Origin of the sequence: Paenibacillus oleatilyticus, assembly GCF_018998565.1 — a bacterium.
In the GTDB taxonomy this organism is placed as follows: Bacteria; Bacillota; Bacilli; order Paenibacillales; family NBRC-103111; genus Paenibacillus_G; species Paenibacillus_G oleatilyticus.
The window spans coordinates 13,421-30,970 of sequence record NZ_JAHNZO010000035.1; the positions used below are offsets into that span (position 1 = coordinate 13,421).

14 protein-coding genes are annotated in these 17,550 nt (G+C 50.1%); 12 read left to right on the top strand and 2 right to left on the bottom strand.

Translation table 11 applies throughout. From position 1 onward, the window contains the following. The first annotated feature begins 29 nt into the window (after positions 1 to 29). From KQX66_RS30795 to KQX66_RS30810, 4 genes are all read left to right on the top strand, one after another. Entirely contained in the window at positions 30 to 3,326 is a 3,297-nt protein-coding gene (locus KQX66_RS30795; RefSeq protein WP_216797241.1) for a discoidin domain-containing protein, read from the top strand. A 161-nt stretch (positions 3,327 to 3,487) separates the two neighbouring features. Next, the gene (locus KQX66_RS30800; RefSeq protein WP_216797243.1) at positions 3,488 to 4,690 is read left to right on the top strand and encodes a glycosyl hydrolase family 28-related protein; all 1,203 of its coding nucleotides are present in this window, start codon (positions 3,488 to 3,490) and stop codon (positions 4,688 to 4,690) included. A gap of 154 nt (positions 4,691 to 4,844) precedes the next feature. Continuing rightward, positions 4,845 to 5,279 (top strand): hypothetical protein, encoded by a 435-nt coding sequence (locus KQX66_RS30805; RefSeq protein ID WP_216797245.1) that lies wholly within the window; start codon positions 4,845 to 4,847, stop codon positions 5,277 to 5,279. 29 nt (positions 5,280 to 5,308) lie between these two features. After that, the gene (locus KQX66_RS30810) at positions 5,309 to 7,171 is read left to right on the top strand and encodes a polysaccharide lyase family protein (RefSeq protein ID WP_216797247.1); all 1,863 of its coding nucleotides are present in this window, start codon (positions 5,309 to 5,311) and stop codon (positions 7,169 to 7,171) included. A 119-nt stretch (positions 7,172 to 7,290) separates the two neighbouring features. On the opposite strand, the gene KQX66_RS30815 is transcribed toward KQX66_RS30810, so the two are convergent. Together KQX66_RS30815 and KQX66_RS30820 are read right to left on the bottom strand one after the other, a co-directional pair. Next, on the bottom strand, positions 7,291 to 8,649 hold the full coding sequence (locus KQX66_RS30815; RefSeq protein WP_216797249.1) for a glycoside hydrolase family protein: 1,359 nt from the start codon (positions 8,647 to 8,649) through the stop codon (positions 7,291 to 7,293). 62 nt (positions 8,650 to 8,711) lie between these two features. Next, positions 8,712 to 9,077 (bottom strand): helix-turn-helix domain-containing protein, encoded by a 366-nt coding sequence (locus KQX66_RS30820; protein ID WP_216797251.1) that lies wholly within the window; start codon positions 9,075 to 9,077, stop codon positions 8,712 to 8,714. Between the two features lie 283 nt (positions 9,078 to 9,360). On the opposite strand from KQX66_RS30820, the gene galU reads away from it, so the two are divergent. Genes galU through KQX66_RS30860 form a run of 8 tightly spaced genes read left to right on the top strand, consistent with a single transcriptional unit; the run spans position 9,361 to position 17,546 of the window. Then, positions 9,361 to 10,251 (top strand): UTP--glucose-1-phosphate uridylyltransferase GalU, encoded by an 891-nt coding sequence (gene galU / locus KQX66_RS30825; protein ID WP_216797252.1) that lies wholly within the window; start codon positions 9,361 to 9,363, stop codon positions 10,249 to 10,251. Between the two features lie 18 nt (positions 10,252 to 10,269). After that, the gene (locus tag KQX66_RS30830; protein WP_216797253.1) at positions 10,270 to 10,896 is read left to right on the top strand and encodes a sugar transferase; all 627 of its coding nucleotides are present in this window, start codon (positions 10,270 to 10,272) and stop codon (positions 10,894 to 10,896) included. 16 nt (positions 10,897 to 10,912) lie between these two features. Then, positions 10,913 to 11,890, top strand: coding sequence for a UDP-glucuronic acid decarboxylase family protein (locus KQX66_RS30835; protein ID WP_216797254.1), 978 nt, complete (start codon positions 10,913 to 10,915; stop codon positions 11,888 to 11,890). An 11-nt stretch (positions 11,891 to 11,901) separates the two neighbouring features. Then, positions 11,902 to 13,317 carry a UDP-glucose dehydrogenase family protein gene (locus KQX66_RS30840; protein WP_216797255.1) on the top strand — a complete coding sequence of 472 codons (1,416 nt, stop codon included), beginning with the start codon at positions 11,902 to 11,904 and terminating at the stop codon, positions 13,315 to 13,317. Positions 13,318 to 13,340: 23 nt separating this feature from the next. Further along, a complete protein-coding gene (locus tag KQX66_RS30845) occupies positions 13,341 to 14,069 on the top strand; it encodes a YveK family protein (protein WP_216797256.1) in 729 nt (242 codons plus the stop codon). Beyond that, on the top strand, positions 14,053 to 14,700 hold the full coding sequence (locus KQX66_RS30850; protein ID WP_216797258.1) for a CpsD/CapB family tyrosine-protein kinase: 648 nt from the start codon (positions 14,053 to 14,055) through the stop codon (positions 14,698 to 14,700). The genes KQX66_RS30845 and KQX66_RS30850 overlap by 17 nt, the downstream gene beginning before the upstream one ends. A 21-nt stretch (positions 14,701 to 14,721) precedes the next feature. After that, positions 14,722 to 16,155 (top strand): O-antigen ligase family protein, encoded by a 1,434-nt coding sequence (locus KQX66_RS30855; protein ID WP_216797260.1) that lies wholly within the window; start codon positions 14,722 to 14,724, stop codon positions 16,153 to 16,155. After that, positions 16,152 to 17,546, top strand: coding sequence for a lipopolysaccharide biosynthesis protein (locus tag KQX66_RS30860; protein WP_216797263.1), 1,395 nt, complete (start codon positions 16,152 to 16,154; stop codon positions 17,544 to 17,546). Before KQX66_RS30855 ends, KQX66_RS30860 begins: the two co-directional genes overlap by 4 nt. Positions 17,547 to 17,550 lie beyond the last annotated feature (4 nt).

Below are 17,550 nucleotides of genomic sequence, written 5' to 3' on the forward strand. Positions count from 1 at the left end.
AATATGACATCGGAATGAGGTAATTTGGGGTGGACTTTTACCGTATTAAGCTCCCGATCCTGTTGTTTGTTGCACTGTTTTTGTGGTACCTCGGGCCCCGTGAAAGCGGTGTCGGTGTCGCACGTGCGGCTGACTCAGTCTTATGGATGATTGGAAAGGCGGATCAATCCAGTGCCGAATTTGCCGGCTACCAAGCGGGCAGCGCCAAGGAAGTTCCGGTTCCGGAAGACTGGCGGAGCAGAACGGATTGGAGCGCCATACCGAAAGGCTTGAACCGCAGCCAAAACCCCGTCATGACGCTGGCCTATCCGCTGGCCCAAATTCCTCCCAACGGCGTTACATTTTCCTTTAAAATTTTGGATGCCCATAAATATGTTCCGCAGTTGGCTGTTTACTCCAATCAAATGTTTGCCGGAATGATTCAAATTGCCGGGGTAGGAGGGACGACGAGCGCGGTCTCCTACAATAAAGTCTATGAATTGTATATCCCGAAGGAGATGCTTCAGCCCGGGCAAAATACGATTACCTTGGAGGCCAGCCGGTGTCTGTACTGCTCGGCCAACGAAGATCCTTATTTGTGGTGGGTATGGGATTACATGAAGCTGGAAGCGCTGGAAGCGCCGGCTGCGGAGCCGATTCACGGCTCATACGTTCATCTCGGTACGAATCTGAAAAATAATCAGGCTTATTACGATCAGGGCGCGGTCAATCACCTGCCTTATATTCTCAAATGGCTGGGTATCGCTTATAGCGGCAACTACGTTCGAACGGTATGCGCCTCGAATGTCGGCAATTCCTGTTCGGCCATGTCCGACTACTTGGACAAGCTTCGCCAATTGAATACCGGCGCAATTGCGCTGCATCTCTATACCGGCAATATTACGCTTAATCCGGACGGCAGTCTTCCGTCGGAGGCGCAAAACATCCTGTCCGATTATCTCCAAAGCTACGGCTCGAAAATCCAGTTTTACGAGGTCGACAACGAGCCGGGGTTGTTCAATCGCTCCAGAGATGTCGATATCGCAATTGCCCGGTGGTTGAAAAATCATCGCGCTGCGCTCGCCCCGCATCTGAAAATCGTGTCTCCCGGATGGGCCTACGACGATAAACGCGGCATTCCCGCCGGATGGGAGCGGGACCCGAAGCAAAGAAAGGCCGTCGAAGACTTGACGGACTTCACGAACGGCCATGCCTATGGGACTTCTTATGCCAATAACATGGGCGGCAGTCTCGTGGAAAATATCAAATCGGTGGGCGTCGGAGCCAGCGGTCTTGCGAAGCCGATGTTCGCTACCGAATTTGGCACGAAGGACGATTTGACCGACCCTGTGGTCGGAGAGGGAGCGTCCAGCAAAGCCGCCGTGTTTGACCGCAATGCGAGAGCCCATGTTGGGTTCGCCGACTATTTCACGCAGCATGCGGCGTTTTTTCAGGATTACTCCTTGTTCAAAACGGACTTTTCGAGCATGAAGACGCATAATCCGGCGAAGACGGAAATTTTTTACCACGACGAGGGGCAGGATTCCCGTGTGAAAACGATGCGGAGAATCGCGCTCGCCTACGCTACGCACGGAAAGCCGCTGTCCTATACGCTCAACAACCGCGAGTCGCTCAAAGGAAAAAAGGTGTATGTCCGGGCAGTCGATACGTCAACGTTAAAACCGCTCCCGGGAAGCAACGCAACATCAAACAAAATATTGATTAATTTTGTAAACTTCGAATCGTCGCCGCAGACCGTCAGCGCGCGAATTGTGATGCCCAAGCAAACCGTATACGAGGGTGAGCGCATCGGCGCCGGAGATACATATGAAGCAGCCAGAACTTATGTCACCGGCTTAGCTGCGAACCCGGCCATAAGCTTATCGGTTAATTTAGGTCCCGGCGAATCGGTGCAATATATATTGGAGGAAAAAGGAAGCAAGCTTCCTGAGGCTCCCGTGATTTTAAACCAATCGGTCGGCTACAAAAGCGTCGAGCTAACCTGGCTGGAGTCGGAAAGGGCCGTTTCTTACAACGTACTTCGTTCGACAGCCCCGGAAGGGCCTTATGATACTGTCGCAGCCCGGCTGGCTGCCAATTCCTTCAAGGATACAACGGTGAAAAACGATACCGTGTATTATTACGCCATTCAAGCTGTCGGAACGAACGGGGCCGGCGGACGCCCTCAGCCTATGGAAATCATTCCTTCGTCTTCGGTGGCTTTGGACCGGAGCGGCTGGACGGTTACGACTTCGACAGGAAAGCCAGCCGGACAGGAGATGCTGGACGGCTCGCCTGCGACGCGGTTTGATACGGGAGCTCCTCAGGAAGAGGGACAATACTTCATTATCGATATGCAGTCGAACCGGACATTCGATAAAGTGGTGCTGGACACCGAAGCTTCGCCTCATGATTACCCGCGCCAATACGAAATGTATGTTTCGACCGATGGCAGGAATTGGGGGAAAGCCGTATCCCAAGGGGAGGGAAGCGTTGTAACAACGATGGAGCTTCCTTTTCCGCAGACAGCCAGATATCTGAAAATCGCCCAAACCGGCAGAGGTCCCACGTTCTGGTCCGTGCACGAATTGAATGTGTACAGCAGTTCGTTAGACCGAACGGGCTGGACCATCTCGGGGGTAAATGCCGGACGAAGGTCGTTGGCCGGCTTGCATGAGCAAAGCAACAGCCTGGAATTCGCCGGAACGCAAGCGGTTGTGGCAGACATGGGAGAGCTGCAAAAGTTTGACCGAATCATGCTGGACGCTTCCCGTGGGCAGAATGCTCACCCGCAAAAGTACAGCTTGTACGTTTCAACAGATGGCGCGGCTTGGGGGAATCCTGTTCAATCGGGCACAGGAGGCCCGATCACGACCATTACGATGCCTCAACAAAAGGCCAGGTACATCAAAATCGTCAATACGGGCGGAAGTCCGTGGAGTGTCGACGAGCTTTACGTATTTTGCGATTCGCTGGATAAGGATGGCTGGAAGAGCTCGGGAACCGGCACGAATCATCCTTTTGCGATCGACAATAAGATGTTCACCCGTTGGGATACGGGAGCGCGTCAGGCGGGCGGCGAACGTTTTCAAGTGGATATGGGAGCCCGGAAAACATTTTCCAGAATCGTTATGGATGCCGGAAACTCCGTGCTTGACTACCCCAGAGGCTACCAGGTGTACGTGTCCAATGACGGAGAACGGTGGGGGGCGCCTATAGCCTCCGGTACAGGCGGCGTCATGACGACCGTGCGCTTCCCGCCGCAGACCGCGAGATATGTGAGAATCGTTCAAACCGGGCAAGCCGGCGTTTTCTGGTCGATCCATGAGTTCAATGTTTATAAGTAACCACCCCGGGGGCTGTTCCTCAAGGTCTGCAAAGACTTTGGATCAGCCCCTTTTTGTCGTTGGATACGGCCAAGTCTAGTGCATCGTCCAAGCCAAAAGACCAGAGCGGGAATAAAATGAACGGGAATGAAAATAACAGAAAAAAAGGAGTGGAACATACGGTGGGCGATTTAACGACAATGATCGTGAATGCGAGAGATTATGGTGCAATTCCGATAGAAGAAAATGCGAACTACGATTCGACCAACGCGCTCAATGCGGCGTTTGCGGCAGCCATCCGGAAAAAGCTACCCTGCTATGTTCCTCCGGGAACTTATCAGACCTCGGGACCGCTGGTTGCAAAGGGAAGCAACGTCATGATCTATGGAGCCGGGGGGACCAATACCGTCATTAAAACGTTAAGCACGGATTACGACTGCATTCTAATCGGACCCGGAGCCAATATGAATAACCAAAGTTTGGGAGGTTTTCTCCGGGACATCTATTTTCTGGGGCCTGTAAAGCAGCCGCAGGGGGTAACCGCCGGCGTGAAACTAAACGGGATCCGTCAATTTGAGGTGCGCAACGTGCAATCAGACGGATTTCCCATTGCTTTTGATTTGATCAACAACTGCTTTGGCTCGGTCTTTTTCAATCTGCGGGCGCAGTATAACTGGAACACCGTTGCTTTGAATTTGAGATCGGGTTTTCAAAGCGGCAACGATCTTCAATTCTATAACTGCTGGTTAGGCGGAACGAAAGCGGCGGTGCATATTTCTCCGGCTTCGGGCGGGTTCCACTTTTGGGGCGGACAATTATCGGCCGGCTTCGGGTTGAACGCGCCCGACGACAACTTGGGAATCGTGGTTATAGGTAAAGATCTGGTAACCGGCGCCATCGGCGGGACGGCGAACATCATCTTCGATGGAATCGACTTTGAGGGCTATAAACATGTGTGGGCACTCCGGGCCTTCGATAAAACGAACATGGCGGTCAGAGGCTGTTCGTTTCTTGCCAATTCAGGCACGGATGCGCTTGGGATCTTGAAGCAGCAAAGAGCCCAGTCCAGTCAATTTACATTCGAAAATAATACCGTCCGCGGGCCCCATTCCGGGCCGCCGATCGTTATTGAAGGAGAATACAGCGCTTTTTCCATCTACGAGCTGGGAACCGAAATGAACCGCGCCTCGTTCTTAAATTATCCGTCCCTGGATACCGGCTTGACCATGCTGGAGGTGTCTCAAATCAAGCTGGGGACCGGCATCGGCCGATCCAATTACGCTTCAAAAATTGTACTGGGAAATGTATTGCTTCGTTCGCTGAACAATCAATTGCAAATTTCAACGGACTGGGGAAAAACCTGGAAAGTCGTGCAAACGTTATAGGCTGGAAGCTGCCGGGGAAACTCTTCGGCGGCTTTTTTCATAATCAACTTGACAACGATACATATTGTAACATAAATTTAAGTATATAAACTTTACCTGGAAATTTCGTCCGAATTGTATCAGTTGAACACGAAGAAGCGAAGGAGGGCCCGAATTGATTACCAATTATGAACTTGCCGATCCTGCTGTTGAAATGGATCCGTCATTTGCCGGCCACGCTTTAATGACCATTAAACAATTGAACCGCACGCCGGTTGTCACAAAGTTTGCTCCTATTCGAATTATTGTGATGGAGGAATACCAAATTTCGTTCGCTTCGACCTTGCTGCTGCCTCTCCAAACGGAGCTGGTAATTGGAATAGAGCTTTCGACATCGGATCACGTGATTGCTTTGGAAGGCCGCGTGTATGGGGTGAACCGGATGAACGATTCGGAGCTTGTCTACAATGTGGAGCTTCATCTGGAGCCCGAGACCGAATCCGTATGGAAATGGCTGATCAAACATGTGGCAGACTGCCGGAAAGTTCGCGAGAGCTATCATCTGTTCGAAGCCCCGATGGGCTCGGCGCATATTGATATTCAGTTATAAACCGAATTTGGACCAGTACGGAGGGATTCATGTTAAAAAAAGCAGGCATCATGCTTATCCTTGCAGGATTGCTGCTACTGTCCGGATTTACGCTGCAATTGCCCGAGCAAGACCCCCGCATTTGGAGAATCGGGGTGGAAGACGACTCGAGGCAGGAGTTCGCGGTCAATCTAACCGCGGATAAGCTTCAGTACCAAGTGAAACAAGGAACATCACAAGCGGTATGGAGCGATTTTCCTGCAGGGTTGGACGCCTCGATCACACGCCATTTATCCATTCGTTATTCGTTAAGCAAAGTTCCCGAGCATGGCGTAAATTTCAAAGTCCGGGTTCTGTCCGCCTCCAAAGCCGTGCCTCAAATGTCGGTTTTCTCGAACGGGACGTTGTCCGGTATGATTCAGATTGCCGGAATCGGCGAGAATAGTCCCTATAAGTATAAAAAGCTCTATGAGCTGTATATTCCGAAGGAACAGCTGAAGCAGGGGCCTAATGAGCTCAAGCTGGGGGCCGAGCGTTGTCTCTATTGCTCCGATAAAGAAAACCCTCACTTATATTGGTCCTGGGACTATTTGGAGCTGGAGTCGCTGACGGAGCCTGCCAATGAACCGGTGCACGGACGCTATATCCAAATGGGTACCGGGGTCGCTTCGAACGATTATTACTTCGATACGGCGGCTACGCGGCACTTGCCTTATGTTCTAAAATGGCTCGGCATCGCATATAGTGGAAACATCGTTCGCGCAGGATGTTTTTCGAATGTCGGAAATTCTTGTTCGGACATGAAAAATTACTATGCTGCGTTAAAGGAGTACAACACAGGTGCCGTTGCGCTGTATCTTTACACCAAAAATATAACGCTCGATCCGGACGGAGGCTTACCGGCTGACGCCAGAGCGAAGCTGACAGACTTTCTCAAGCAATATGGCCAGTACATCCAATATTACGAAGTAGATAATGAGCCCGGCCTGTTTGAGCGTTCCAAAGCCGTCAATGTCGCCGTGGCCCAATGGCTGTCCGAACACCGGGCGATCTACAGCCCGCATCTGCAGATTGTTTCCCCGGGATGGTCTTACAAGTCTACGGGAGGCGAACCGTTCGGCTGGGAGCGGGATTCCCTGCAAAGAAAAGAGCTGGAGGATCTTACCGATCTTACGAACGGTCATGCGTACGGGACGTCTTATGCGGATAACGAAGGAGGAAGCTTTGTTGAAAACCTGCGGACGCTAGGTTCGGATGAGGACGGCCTTCCGAAAAAAATGCTCAATACGGAAGTCGGAACGACCAACACCCATTTGGATCCTCCCGGCTACGGCGCCAGCCAGAAGCAAGCGGCTGTCTTCGACCGCATTTTAAGAGCCCATATCGGCTTCAGCGATATTTTTATCCAGCACGCCGCATTCTATAAGAACTATGAACTGTTCCGTCATGATTTTGACTTCAAGTCACACGACCCGGCAACTACGCGCAGCTATTCGTTTCCCGGCAATCAGGACAGCAGGGTCAAGATTTTCAGACGATTGGCTTTGGCTTATGCGACGCACGGTAAGCCGCTCAGCTTTGAAATCATGAACCGTTCGGAAACCAATGATAAAAAAGTGTATGTACGTGCGGTAAATACCAGCTATTTGGCGCCGCTTCCCGGTTCCGGAGCAACCTCCGACAAGCTTCTTGTCAATTTCGTCAACTTCGAAGATTCGCCGCAATCGGTGCGCGTCCGGGTGAAAATGCCCTTAAAAGGCGACTATCACGGAGAACGGATCGGTCCGGGAGAGTCGTACCGCGACGCCGTTCAGCAGGTGAACATTAAAGCCTCGCCTTGGGCCGAATTTCAGGTGAATTTACCTGCTGGAGACTCGGTGCAATATATTTTGAGCCGGAAGCCGGGCGGTTGAGTGAAAAGTAAAAAACAGACGTTCTGAAATGATGAAAGCGATTTTCAGGACGTCTGTTTTTTAGATATAGAATTGATAAGTTATCAGCGGAGCTGATTGAATTCTTATTCGTGAAGCGGTTATCGCGCAACAAACATATACGTTTCGTCTTGGTTCAAATTGTTCAACGTGACCGTGCGCTTGCTTGCATCAAGAGGGATGACTTCGTTCAACCCGTTCCAGCGGTAGACGGCCAGTTCTTTGGCTCCGCTGGGGATATTATCGATTTGATATGAATGTCCCGTACGGTTGCTCCAGCCTTGAACGTTTTGCCAGACCCATATTTTCCTGCCCGGGCTCGTCAGAATATACTCTCCTTTTTTCTTCGGATCGAGATATTCAAACGAGGCGTCTGCCGTCACTTCCGTCACCAGTTGCAACACCTTCGTCCGGGAAACGGTCTGAGAAGCGCTCCCTTCGTGCTCCGTCCGCATCCCGTAGAGCTTGTCTTCTTGTCCGGTCTGCAGCAGACTCCACGGCATGGCGAATTGAGTGGCGGGCGTATGGCCGTCGTTCTTCACAACCCCAAGGTTGTCCCAAATGGCGGTTAAAAACTGCTTGGCCAAATATTCTTCCGTTTGCGCGCTGTGCGGCGGCTTGCTTTGCTTGACATTGAACTCCGTCGAATAAAAATGAATATCCCGGGTCAGGCCCAGCCTTTTTTTGATTTGGTCAAAATTGTTCTGCGCCGAGTTCTTGTAAGTTCCCAGAATCGGAGCGTATTTATCGTCATAGTACGTATGCAGGTCGAGTCCGTCCAAGGTCCCGTTATTCAATAGCTCGGCGATGGCAGGACCATAGCCTTTCAAGGACCAGTCGGCGAAGGCGTTCTGAGAGCTGAACCCGCCCGGAATGACCTTGAGCTTGGGATCGACGGAATGCACGCCGTCGGCTAATCCCTTTAAAGCCTGATAGTATTTCTCAAAGGGAATGGTTCTTTCGACATCGGGTTCGTTAAAAGCAGAAAATACCGTAACTCCCCAATCTTTGATGCCACGCTCAGCAGCCCACGTTCCCCCCGGCCGGTACGTTTCCGCATAGGCTTGTCCAATGGAAAACCATTTCGAATAATCCCCGATGGGAATGCCTTTTTTCTCATAGCTTCCGTAATACTCGAACAAAATCATAGGCGTAATCTTATGGCTGTACATGTCTGACATGACTTTCTCGATCGAGTCGGTCTTGGGGGTCTGCTTGCTGTAATAGTACTGAGGATATAGATTAAGCCGTGCCCAGCTTATGTTTAATTTGCGCATATAAGTCAGATCGTTCGTCGAATGCGCCGCCTCGTTGGTGAAATTGCCGCCCCCCAGGAGGGACGCGACCTTTCGCTCGGGCGCCGGCTTGTCGATAATCGATGGAGAGTTTAATTCAGAATTCGTAACCAGACCAGTGAGCAACAAGAACGGAATCATTGTCTTAGCAGCTAGTAGATACATATTCCCCGTCCTTTTTTTTATGGAGTTGGACTTGGACGACAAGTGTAGCAGAATGGCCGGTATCATTGCTTCAAGACTCGCGATTGGAGCGCGAGGTCTATCATTTTTTTGGTCTCGGCTTCGGTTAAAAGATGGCCATCCCAACGCAGATCGAACAAGCGAAACATCTTTTCGTTATCAAGCTGATCCAAATCGACAAATTCCCGAATTTCGGTTTGAAAAAACCACTGGGGCGGTCGCCCAATTAAGTAATCTATTGTTACTTTAAAAAAATCCGCTAGTCTTGTCAAGGTTTGAAAGTCCGGTTTTCTGCGGTTTTTTTCATAGTGTGACAGGGACGCCCGCGATATTCCAAGCAGATCCGCCAGCTCCTCTTGCGTGAAGCCGCTCTTATCCCGCAAAGCCGCAATCCTGGTGTCGTATTGCATCGAAATCACTCCTCAACAAAATAAAAACATGAAAATGGTGAAAAAATAACAATTGACTTGATACAAAATGTATTATAAATTAGAACCATAAATGTTACAATACGTATCAATATTTTCAACGCTTTCATTTTCGGTGATATCTCCTTACCGTTATCAACGGAGGTACTCGGTCATGCTGTGGGTTGGTTAAACCTTAGACGTATATCGTCGAGAGTGTGACGTGAGGAGAGGTTAGATGCCTCGGGCAACATTTTTTCAATATAAAAATAATGGAGTGGATTTCATGAAAAAAGTTAGAAAGGCTGTTATTCCGGCTGCCGGCCTGGGTACCCGTTTTTTACCGGCAACGAAAGCCATGCCCAAGGAAATGCTGCCTATCGTCGACAAACCAACCATTCAATATATCGTGGAAGAAGCGATCCAGTCGGGAATTGAAGATATCATCATCGTAACCGGACGCAGCAAAAAGTCGATCGAGGATCATTTTGACAAAAACTTTGAACTTGAAATCACTCTCGAAGGCAAACAAAAGAACGATCTGCTTCATATCGTGAAAGAAATCACGAATATGGTAGATATTCACTATGTGAGGCAAAAAGAAGCTTTAGGTCTTGGCCATGCGATCTGGAGCGCAAGAAAGTTTATTGCGGATGAACCTTTTGCAGTGCTGCTCGGCGATATGATCATCGATCATAAAGTGCCTTGCTTGAAACAAATGATAGATGTGTATGATAAAACGGGCGGTTCGGTCATTGCCGTCGAACCGGTGCCTTGGAGCGAAGTGCACAATTACGGGGTCGTCGTCTCGGAACGCATCGAGGACCGCGTGCATTTGGTTCATAATCTTGTCGAGAAGCCGAAGCAGGATCCGCCATCGAATCTGGCGATTTCGGGAAGATATATTTTAAGTCCGGCCATTTTTGATATCTTGGAACATACAGCGCCTGGCGTTGGCGGGGAAATCCAACTTACAGACGCTTTAAGAGAGTTGACTGCCCGGGAATCCATTTACAGCTATATATATGAAGGAACGCTTTACGACGTGGGAAGCAAGCTTGGTTTCCTGAAGGCTACCGTGGAATACGCGCTAAGAAATCAGGAGCTGGCGGAAGAGTTCGGGATGTACTTACAGGACATCGCCAAAGATTTAAAAATTGAAAAGATTGTTGTTTAAGTGAGGAGGGCATTTTACTTGGACTCCGCGACTTATCAAGACTCGATGGAAGACGATATAACCAAATCGTCCGATGTGTATGTGAAGTATGTAAAGACAGCGATCGATCTGATTTTGAGCATTGCATTAATTCTACTCCTGCTCCCGGTCTTGATCATGGTTGCCATTCTCATCAAATTAGAGTCGGAGGGCCCGGTCGTTTTCAAGCAGCACCGCATCGGAAAAGGCGGCAAGCCGTTTGTCATTTACAAGTTTCGCTCCATGTATACGCATGTTGCCCGCGAAGGAAGGTCCCCCGAGAACGATCAGGATCCCCGGATCACCAAGGTCGGAAGATTCATCCGCAAAACCAGTCTCGACGAGCTGCCGCAGCTGTTTAATATTTTAAAAGGGGACATGAGCTTTATCGGTCCGCGTCCCGAGCAGAAGTCAATCGTCGAACAATACTATACCGACACAGAAAACGGGCGTTTCTCCATCAAACCGGGGATTACGGGGCTCTGGCAAATTAGCGAGGACCGCAAAAAGCCGATTCACGAAAATTTGCACCATGACCTGTATTATATTAAACGCGCTTCGTTTTGGTTGGATATCAAAATTATTTTCGGCACGCTGCGTGTCATGATCAAGAGCAATACTCATTAAGAATAGGAGAATTGTCATGAAAAGAATTGTCATCACCGGGGCGGCCGGCTTTCTCGGCTCTCATCTTACTCGGAGATTGCTTGAGCAAAACCACCACGTCATCGGCATCGATGTATTGTCTACCGGATTAATCTCGAATTTGCACCAGGAATTGACCCATCCGAATTTCGAGTTTTTGCTAATGGACATTTCGAACGACGTCTCGGAAGAGCTTGAGAAAATCGGACATGTCGACGAAATTTATCATTTAGCCTCCCCTGCTTCTCCTAAATTCTACCAAAACGATCCTATTGGCACGATGCGAGTGAATACGCTGGGAACGCAAAATATGCTGGAGCTGGCCAAGGCCAAGAAAGCGAAAATGCTGTACACGAGCACCAGCGAAGCCTACGGCGATCCGGAGGTGCACCCTCAGCCCGAGGAATACCGGGGCAATGTGAACACTTGGGGCCCCCGCGCTTGCTACGACGAAGCGAAGAGACTCGGCGAGGTTTACTGCTACGAATACCATAAACGCTATGGCGTAGAAGTGAAGGTTGCGAGAATTTTCAATACGTATTCCGCCGGTTTGCGGAACGATGACGGAAGAGTTATTTCGAATTTCGTATCCCAGGCCATTCGCGGGGAAGACCTGACCGTATATGGCGATGGAACACAGACCCGGTCTTTTTGTTATGTAGACGACAATATTCGCGGCCTGCAAATGATGATGGAGAGCGATCTGGCCACAGGCGAAATTATTAACATCGGCAATCCGAAAGAGTATCAAATTATCGAAGTGGCCCAGTTGATCAAAAAATTGGCCAACACCGACAGTAACATTACGTTCCACCAGCTACCCGTAGACGATCCGAAGGTTCGCCGTCCCAATATCGAGAAAGCCAAGCGCTTGCTGAACTGGGAACCGATCATTGAATTGGAAGAGGGGTTATTACGAACGATTGACGCTTATCGGGCGAAACATGAAGCTGACATGAAACAAAACGTCGTATAAGGAGGCAAACCATGAGAGTTGTTTGCATAGGAGCAGGTTATGTCGGCAGCGTTACCGGAGCGGCTTTTGCTGCGCTCGGTTATCAGACGACCGTCATTGATATCGATCAATCCAAGGTGCAGGCGATTAACGAAGGCAAGAGCCCGATCTTCGAGCCCGGATTGGACACCCTGACTAAAACGTATGCCGGGGTGACGCTAAACGCTTCGGTCGAGTACGATGCGGTAGCGGAAGCCGATGTCGTGTTTATCGGCGTAGGTACGCCGTCAAGACCGGACGGGAGCGCTGATCTGAAATATATCGAAGGAGCGGCTGTCAACATTGCCAAAACTATAAAGCCTGACGGTTATACGGTCATTGTCAATAAATCGACTGTTCCCGTCGGAACGGCCGAGCATGTCAGCGCCATCGTCGAAGAGCATTCGGGGCTGAAAAGCAACGTCCACTTCAGCGTCATCAGCAATCCGGAATTTTTAAGAGAAGGCTATGCGGTAGAAGACGTATTTTTGCCGGACCGGATCGTGATCGGGACTTTGAACGAACGGGCAAGAACGATCATGAGAGAGTTGTACAGCAAGCTCGTCGATATGGAGCAGCCTTACGAAATTATTCGCCAGCTCGGCTTCAACCCGCAGCGTGAGAGCGGTCTGCCCGTTTATTTCGAGACGGATACCCGCAGCGCCGAGATGATCAAATACGCGTCCAATGCTTTTTTGGCCGTCAAAATCAGCTATATCAACGAAGTCGCCCGTTTATGCGAGGCCATGCAAGCCAACGTGCTGGAGGTATCCAAAGGCATGGGCTTGGATTCGCGGATCGGCAACAAATTTTTGCAGGTATCCAGCGGTTGGAGCGGAAGCTGCTTCCCGAAAGATACGGCGGAATTTTTGGCTGCCAGCCGGAAACACGGTCGCGAGCTTAATGTAGTGAAAGCCGCCATGGAATCGAACTTGGAAATGCACGCGTATATTGTGGAAAAAGTGAAGAAAAAATTAGGGACGCTTTACGGCAAGACGATCGGCGTTCTGGGCCTTACGTTCAAGCCCAACACGGACGATACGCGCCATACGCAAGCAAGCTTCATCATCAGAGGCATGATCAACCAAGGGGCGAGCGTCAAGGTGCATGATCCGCAAGGAATGGAGATGTTCCATATCTTCAATCCGAACTTGGCGGTAACGTACTGCCATGCGGCGGAAGAAGTGGCGGACCAATCGGATGCCATTGTGCTGCTGACGCATTGGGAAGATTACGCCCTGCTGAATTGGAGCGATATGGGCAGCCGTATGAATCATAAATACGTACTCGATACCAGAAACTTCCTGTCGGCCGGAATGATGACCCAGCTAGGTTATCATTACGAGGGCATCGGTATCGGAAATTCCCAAGAGCACCGTCAGTACCGAGCCTTGTCCGAGGTCATATAAGAGCTAACATTCGGAGGTAGGGTATGGATTTTGTATATTATATCCGGGTAGTGAGAAGAAAACTGCTGTGGATTGTCTCATTTGTGCTTATTGCCTGCTTGACTTCATTTTATGTCACATATAAAGTTCTTCCCCCCTCTTACGAGTCGTCCGTCAGGCTCATCGTCAACAGCGGAGACAAGCTGGACTTGGGTGCGGTCAATACCAACATCTTGTTAATTAACACGTTCAAGGAATTGATTAAATCTCCGACCGTGCTTAACAAAACGGTATCCGAATACCCCGATCTGAAGCTGTCCGCCGAGGATTTGTCCAAGAAGCTGAAGGTCAGCTCGTCCAAGGACTCTCAGCTGCTGACCATTTCCATTACGAAAAGCTCTTACGAGTACGGCAATCAGATTGTAAATGCCGTCGCCAAAGTGTTCCAATCGCAGGTTGCGAACATTATGCAGGTGCACAACATTTACATTCTCCCGGACGGGCCGGCGGACGGCGAAGCGCCGAAAGCGACCTCGAAGCTGCTGATTAACGTCTTGTTGGCGTTTGTCGTATCGCTGCTGCTGTCGGTAGGTTTTATTATCGCAAGGGAAACGCTTGACGATACGATCAAAAACCCGGCTGTCTTGGAAGCCGAGCTCGGCTTGATCCCCTTAGGCAACGTATCCGTCACGACCAAGAAAGATTGGAAGCGGCGGGAAGCGAAAACAATGAATCGAAAAGTTGGTGATCCGACGTATGCCAAGCTCAGTTAATACCGCTTTAATTACGCTAACGAATCCTAAGGCGCAAGCCTCCGAAGATTACAAGTCCATTCGTACGAAGCTGGAGTATTCGTTTCGCATGAATGAAACCAAGAACATCATCTTGATTTCTTCGATCAAGCCCAGGGAAGGGAAATCGCAGTTGACGGCTAATCTGGCCGTCTCCTTCGCCCAAGCCGGCAAACGGGTCCTGTTGATTGATGCGAACCTTCGCGAACCGGTGCAGCACCACTATTTTCACATCTCTAACGAAGAGGGGCTTTCCAACCTTTTGACGGGACAGCTGCCGCTAAAAAATGCCGTCGTGCGTACCCATATCGAAGGGCTAAGCGTCATTCCGGCGGGAGAAGTTACGGGATTGCATCCGACGGAGCTGCTGGCTTCGGAAACGCTTGGGTTGACCTTGCGTCAGCTCGCCGGCGAATTCGACCTCGTATTTATCGATTCGCCTGCTGCGGAGTGGACGACGGACAGCTTGATGCTGGCGGCCCAGTGCGACGGCGTGGTGCTCGTCGCCAAGCATAAAACCGTAAAATTGGACGAAGTGCGGAAATGGAAGAAAAACCACGAGCAAGTGAATGCTCGTTTAATCGGATTTGTGTTTATGGAATCAGAAATGTAGATACGTTTTAAAAGGAGCAGTATGAAGATACCTTTGCAAAAGACCGCGGGATGGTTGCAAGTTCCGGCATGGATGTGGCTCGCCTTCGTTGTTTCGGTAGGGGTCGGCTTTTTTAGCTCGATCCTTGATAAACAGCTGGCCGTTCAATTAACGATCATCCTATCCGTATTTTTTCCGGCCCTGATTATGGCGGAGACCGATTCGAAGTGGTTAATTCCTTATATCTTGTTCGTATGGGCGGTTAACCCGGAAATACGCAGGTTGTTTGAATGGTACCACAACGAATATCATCCGGTTTCTTTGTTTAGCGTATTGCCGCTGCTGGTCACTTTGACGGTCATCATCCCGATTGTGCGGAGACGCTGGGAGATGACGCCCGTGATCCGAAACGTACTGATCTTGTTTTTAATCGCCTTGATTTACGGGCTTGCGATCGGGATGATACGGAACGGGTTTGCCAGCCTGTTCGATTTTGCGAATTATATTGTCCCTTTGCTGTTTTTAGTGTATGCCGAGCTCCGCTCTCACGGACATGCGGAGCGCCGTTTGTGGATGAAATCGTATGTGAATATCGCTTTGCTTGTGGCCGTCTACGGCATCATTCAATTTTTTGTCGTTCCGCCCTGGGACGCTTTTTGGATGAACGAAGTGGAGATGTCGACAAACGGGCTGCCTGTGCCTTACGAAATCCGCGTCTTTTCTTCCCTGAACTCGCCGGGTCCGGCGGGCATGTTCATGTCCGTCGCCTTGATGGCTATGCTGGTCGAGAAAGAGTGGCGGGGCTTCATGGGATGGCTAGGCGTGCCTGTCATGGCTTTGGGACTGATCATTACGTTGGTAAGAGCGTCCTGGGTGACGATGGTGGTGGCGATTTTGCTCTACCTGATACTGAGCAATGCCAAGAGACGCGCGCAGGGCTTATTGTTGATCTCTGCGATTGCCATATTGGGCGTTGGTCTTATCCCGGTCGTTCCAGGCGGGGACAAACTGGTCGAACGGTTCCAGTCGCTCGGCAATATCAATGACGACTATTCGTATAACGATCGGATGGAATTCACGGCAAATATGATTCCGAAGCTGCTTGGGAATCCGTTCGGCGAGGGGCTTGGCAGCGTAGGAACAGGGACGAAATTGGAAAATGGCGGACAATTGGGGCAGTATGGGAACTTTGACAACGGCTTTTTCGCTTTGTTTTTAACCTTTGGATTTTTTGGCGCCATTGTGTTTTTTAGAGCCATATGGCTGTATGCGAAACAGTTGTTCCGCTCGCTCAAAACAGCCGGTCAAGCCGATCAAAAATACGTTCGGCTGGCGCTTTGCGTCTTGATCAGTGCCGTATGCTACTTAACATTCGAAAATAGAATGTCAGGGATTGGAGCAGCCATTGTATGGTTTGTCGCCGCTTTAGGGATTAAGCCTCTTCCGGCTATCGAACGAATTGAGGAGAGAAAATGAACAGTTTCATGTCCTTGTTTCGCAAGGGATTGGATATTTCCAACGTCTATGGCTTGGTCAAAAGCCTGTTTACCAGAAAAGACAGTACGGCCAGCTCGATCAGCACGGTTACCGTGACCATGCTGATCTTTCTGTTGAATTTGATCACCGGCATCCTGACGGCCAGATATCTCGGTCCGGTCGGCAAAGGCGAGCTTTCCGCGATGACGCTCTGGTTTATTTTTTTGGCCGGTATGCTGATGCTGGGGCTTCCTTCCGCGCTGTTGTTTAATTTAAAGAAGCGCCAGGAGGATTCCCCAGGGCTGTATGTAGCGGGAGTGCTGTTATGTCTGGCGACCGGCTGCGCGGCTTTGTTGATAGGCTTCGCCGGTATCCCTTATTGGCTGCACGGCTACTCTCCGGAAGTGGTTCGATACGCACAATGGTTTATGTTGGCTTCGCCCGTATTGCTTTTAGAATATATAAATAACTCGGTTTTGCAGGCAAGGGGGGAATTTACACTTTTTAATAAATTGCGTATTTTACCCCATATCGGGACCGTACTGATCCTTCTCGTCTTAATATTCACGAACAAGCTGACGCCCTTCAGCGGAGCTGTTGCTTATGCGCTGCCGACCATTCCCATTACCTTGGGGCTGACGGTGCGGTTGCTGTGGCGGTATCTTCCTCGCTTGAAACAGATGAATCAGTCCGTCCGCCATCTTGTTTCCTACAGCCTCCGGTCTTCCGGCGTCGATGTTATGGGCACGTTGATCATGTATATGGATCAGGTCGTCGTCATCATGCTGCTGTCCCCTTCCAATCTGGGGCTGTATCTGGTCGCGGTCAGTCTGGCCAAAGTGGTCAATGTGATTCAAACCTCGTTGGCTTTGGTCGTCTTTCCCAAAGCGTCGGGCCTCCAAAAGGAGGAAGCGATTGAGCTCGTCAAAAAAGTGTTCCGCATCAGCGTATTCGTCACCTTGATCGTAGCGCTTCTTTTTATGTTTATCGGACCTTTGGTATTGAACTTGTTGTATGGCTCGCAGTATCACGAAGCGGTCAGCATCTTCCGGATTCTGCTGCTGGAGGTTGTCATCGGAGGCGGCACGTTAATTTTGTCGCAAGCGTTTATGTCTGTCGGAAAACCCGGCATTTGCTCGATCCAACAATTGATCGGTCTTTCCGTGAGCCTTGTGCTTATGGTGCTGCTTGTTCCCAGATATGGCTTGCTTTTTACCGGAATATCGCTGCTCGCCGCAACCTGCGTTCGCTTTGTATTCATACTGAGTCAATACAAGTTTACTTTAAAAACTACAATTCCACGCCTGCTCATCACTCGTGACGATATCCAATGGTTGTTGCGCCAAGTGAATCTGGGAAGCCACGTAACGAAACAAACAAATGATGCGTGAAGGT

Excerpts from the sequence above, each read along its gene's own strand:
- KQX66_RS30815 (WP_216797249.1), bottom strand. The coding sequence starts at position 8,649 with ATGTATCTACTAGCTGCTAAGACAATGATTCCGTTCTTGTTGCTCACT.
- KQX66_RS30860 (WP_216797263.1), top strand. The coding sequence starts at position 16,152 with ATGAACAGTTTCATGTCCTTGTTTCGCAAGGGATTGGATATTTCCAAC.
- KQX66_RS30840 (WP_216797255.1), top strand. The coding sequence starts at position 11,902 with ATGAGAGTTGTTTGCATAGGAGCAGGTTATGTCGGCAGCGTTACCGGA.
- KQX66_RS30855 (WP_216797260.1), top strand. The coding sequence starts at position 14,722 with ATGAAGATACCTTTGCAAAAGACCGCGGGATGGTTGCAAGTTCCGGCA.
- KQX66_RS30850 (WP_216797258.1), top strand. The coding sequence starts at position 14,053 with ATGCCAAGCTCAGTTAATACCGCTTTAATTACGCTAACGAATCCTAAG.
- KQX66_RS30810 (WP_216797247.1), top strand. The coding sequence starts at position 5,309 with ATGTTAAAAAAAGCAGGCATCATGCTTATCCTTGCAGGATTGCTGCTA.
- KQX66_RS30835 (WP_216797254.1), top strand. The coding sequence starts at position 10,913 with ATGAAAAGAATTGTCATCACCGGGGCGGCCGGCTTTCTCGGCTCTCAT.
- galU (WP_216797252.1), top strand. The coding sequence starts at position 9,361 with ATGAAAAAAGTTAGAAAGGCTGTTATTCCGGCTGCCGGCCTGGGTACC.
- KQX66_RS30845 (WP_216797256.1), top strand. The coding sequence starts at position 13,341 with ATGGATTTTGTATATTATATCCGGGTAGTGAGAAGAAAACTGCTGTGG.
- KQX66_RS30820 (WP_216797251.1), bottom strand. The coding sequence starts at position 9,077 with ATGCAATACGACACCAGGATTGCGGCTTTGCGGGATAAGAGCGGCTTC.